Here is a 2,975-nt window from a genome sequence, read left to right as displayed (position 1 = left end):
AACTACAGTAAAATCAACAAAGAATTTTTTATTATGAATTATTCAGAGTACTTTTCGTATCTTTGTTAGTTGGTCATAGTTGAATAAAAATACCTGTATTATTTATACAGAAAACTTGAAGCCACTAAAGCCACTAGTTTACCTTGTCGTGAATAACACTTTCAGTGTTCCTGAACTTCAAAATTTTTGCTGGATTACCTCCCACAATTGCAAAATCTGGAATATCTTTCACAACGACGGCACGGGCGCCTATTATCGAAGAGTTACCAATTTTCATACCTGGAAGAATTGTAACTTGTCCGCCAATCCATACATCATTCCCAATGATAACCGGCTTTTCATCTTGCACACCTTGTTGGTTCATTGGTATATCAAGCCTCTCAAACTCATGATTTTGTGTGTAAATCACACAATCTGGTCCCATCATAACATCATCTCCAATTATTACTTTTCCTCCTATTGAAGCTCTATATCCAATACCAGAATTATTACCTATCTCTAATCTGGATGAAAATGAGGCTCCCTTTTCAATATTAATATTTTTTCCGGATTTAGCAAGTAATAATTTTGAGCAAAATCTCCTTATATATTTAGAACCAAAATTAAATTTTGAGTATGACATTGGCATATGTTTAGCTATCAAATTATAAATAACGAAACCAATAATTTTACTCATCTCACACCTCCAAGTTTTAATTATTACATTCACTATTGAACCATGGGTACAAGCTCATAAATTTCCCTGTAATCTAGTTAACGTATAAATACTTGTAAATGAAAATATGTCAAAAAACGGGTGTATATTTATTAAGTTCATCATGTATATATGATACAAAAAATATCTATAAAGATAAAGAATACTGTATCATTATCTAAATTTGATTTATTATATTATATTATATTATATTTTCATTTTATGTCTCCATAAAACCCGTCATACTTTTCAAATCGATCCCCTCAATAAAGCATTTGGCAACGTAATCCTCGTGCACTATTCTTAAATTTTGAGATTTATCCTCGATCTGTTGTTCATAAGCATAGGCCCATTCAAGAATCTGAACGTCCTGTTTGTCTTTACCGGTAAAGGTCACTCCAACCGGTTCAACGGTGAAATGTTTATGTCGGGGAATGGTTAATTAATGCCGGATAACCGCCGGCTTCACTTAATTCTTCTTCTACACGAGACAGTATCGCATCATCTTCAGACCGATACACGGCTTTAACAGCTTCATTGTCAATGATTCCTGCTCTGACTCCGGTTAAACTCTCTTTGTCCCAATGCATTTCTTCATTTCTTTCTCCCCCTTTAAAGAAAGCTTTACTATAATCAGTATAGCCAAAATCGGTTATTTAGGAAGTGATAATTTTTTTCTTACCACTTTCGTACTCTGTTTTTTTAATGATGGCGATTTTGGCAGACATCTGCCAAAATCCTCCTTCCTGACAAGCAGTTTAAACTTAAACGAAACAAGTGAGTGCTCAGTTTTCCTCCACTTATTCAAATTATGCGTTTCGCAGAGTGATTTACTGAAAAAAAAGTTAAGAAAAAACGACAGGTCTTATCCTAAAAATCATGATGAGTCTGTGCGTTTTCTATATCACTTTAAACGAAACATTCTTATTAACTTTGTAAACTTCTTCAAATGTCTTGATCAGATGGTCACCATATGGTCCAAGCTAATCCATAATATCAGGTTTATTGAATAGCATGATCGACAACTCCTTGTCATATAAACTCAAGGCATCATAAAGGGCATCCAGATTGTAACCGTAATAACTCGGTATATTCAGCACTTCTTGAATGTAGCGATGAGCTATTTCTTTGTTTTCCATGCTGCAACCATCTAGTCTTGCTGTTCTCATCTGCTATTCCTCCTCATACAGTAGTTGGAAGCTGTCATAATAATCATCGGTGTAGTAGATCAGTCCGTCATTGGAGTAAACGAGACGTTCGGCTCCGCGGTAGCCACCTGCATAATTCACGTCTGCTTCATAGTACTGGCATCCGTCTTTTTCCGGAAGGATACCGAAAGTGTCGCCAACGATCAGCATCTCCTCAGATATTTCCCACAGATTACCTTCACTGGCTTCCCAACCCAATTCAAAGGCTTTGGCTTTGGCTTTGGCTTTGATCAGATAGTTATCCGGGAGTTCATCATAGGTATGGAGATACAAAGCGACCTCCTCAGGTGTGCTGTAATGACCGTCTGGATCCGGACGATCTTCTGCTGATTCCTGTTCGTCCATCTCTTCTATCTCGTCTTGAAACTCTTCTACGTCCTCTTCAATCACATCATCCAGCAAGGCTTCCAACTGACCGCAGGCAGACAGCGCCAAATGTGTCCGTTCTTTTTAGCATTACGTAATCGTTCGAAAAATTTGTCGGTTTACTGACAAAATAAACCTTCTTGATGAGCCATTTGGGCTGAATCGAAAGGAGTGAGCGCAAAATCCCGGTCTACTTGTTTCGATAAAGTGGGAATCGAGACAAGTCAGGCCACAATTCACGTCCACTTGTCCATACCGTTAAACTTCTTTTGATTATATATTACTAAATATCCTAGATAATAATCGCATAAATGAGTCATCAAACTTGACTAGAAATCCAAACGTTATAACGAAAGAAATTATAGTTAATAGTAGAGCTTTAACCATAAAAATCAACCATGATAGTGAAAAGTTTGCGATCATTAACCTATTCACTAGGTATATCACTGCTAGGGTCAGAAATAAATTAATAAAGATCAGTCCGAAGTCTCGTAAAGGGACACGAATCGATTTATTGAATATTTGATTATATACTAACTTATAATTTCCAAGATCCATTATAAAATAGTTTGTTATAACAGTCGATAATAACAATCCATTTATTGAGAATATATTTACCAGTATTAAAGATAAAATAAAGTTTAATACTGCAGTGGCAAGGGTGTATTTTTTACTTTCTTTATACAAACCTCTGCCATCTCTTATCA

Annotated in this window: 6 protein-coding genes; all 6 read right to left on the bottom strand. The window is 35.9% G+C overall.

Annotated features, from left to right (window positions below):
• Positions 1-133: 133 nt before the first annotated feature.
• The 6 genes from AX762_RS11055 to AX762_RS13470 all read right to left on the bottom strand — a co-directional run bounded on the left by AX762_RS11055 (position 134) and on the right by AX762_RS13470 (position 2,955).
• Positions 134-676 (bottom strand): transferase, encoded by a 543-nt coding sequence (locus AX762_RS11055; RefSeq protein WP_071849190.1) that lies wholly within the window; start codon positions 674-676, stop codon positions 134-136.
• Between the two features lie 238 nt (positions 677-914).
• Positions 915-1,091 (bottom strand): hypothetical protein, encoded by a 177-nt coding sequence (locus AX762_RS12855; RefSeq protein WP_177244096.1) that lies wholly within the window; start codon positions 1,089-1,091, stop codon positions 915-917.
• Between the two features lie 25 nt (positions 1,092-1,116).
• Complete coding sequence (locus AX762_RS12850; protein WP_177244095.1) at positions 1,117-1,284, bottom strand: hypothetical protein; 168 nt, start codon at positions 1,282-1,284, stop codon at positions 1,117-1,119.
• Positions 1,285-1,677: 393 nt separating this feature from the next.
• Entirely contained in the window at positions 1,678-1,863 is a 186-nt protein-coding gene (locus AX762_RS11050) for a barstar family protein (RefSeq protein ID WP_071849189.1), read from the bottom strand.
• A gap of 3 nt (positions 1,864-1,866) precedes the next feature.
• The gene (locus tag AX762_RS11045; RefSeq protein ID WP_071849188.1) at positions 1,867-2,337 is read right to left on the bottom strand and encodes a ribonuclease domain-containing protein; all 471 of its coding nucleotides are present in this window, start codon (positions 2,335-2,337) and stop codon (positions 1,867-1,869) included.
• Positions 2,338-2,541: 204 nt separating this feature from the next.
• Complete coding sequence (locus AX762_RS13470) at positions 2,542-2,955, bottom strand: polysaccharide biosynthesis C-terminal domain-containing protein (RefSeq protein WP_371261678.1); 414 nt, start codon at positions 2,953-2,955, stop codon at positions 2,542-2,544.
• Between the last annotated feature and the right edge of the window lie 20 nt (positions 2,956-2,975).

The sequence above is a fragment of the Alkalibacterium sp. 20 genome (assembly GCF_001885615.1).
GTDB lineage: Bacteria > Bacillota > Bacilli > Lactobacillales > Carnobacteriaceae_A > Alkalibacterium.
Note: the sequence above shows the minus strand (reverse complement) of the source record. Positions and strands in the feature narration are given on the sequence as shown.

What these genes read in the sequence shown, in the direction of transcription:
- AX762_RS11055 (WP_071849190.1), bottom strand. Translation starts at nt 676, where the DNA reads ATGAGTAAAATTATTGGTTTCGTTATTTATAATTTGATAGCTAAACAT.
- AX762_RS12850 (WP_177244095.1), bottom strand. Translation starts at nt 1,284, where the DNA reads ATGCATTGGGACAAAGAGAGTTTAACCGGAGTCAGAGCAGGAATCATT.
- AX762_RS11050 (WP_071849189.1), bottom strand. Translation starts at nt 1,863, where the DNA reads ATGAGAACAGCAAGACTAGATGGTTGCAGCATGGAAAACAAAGAAATA.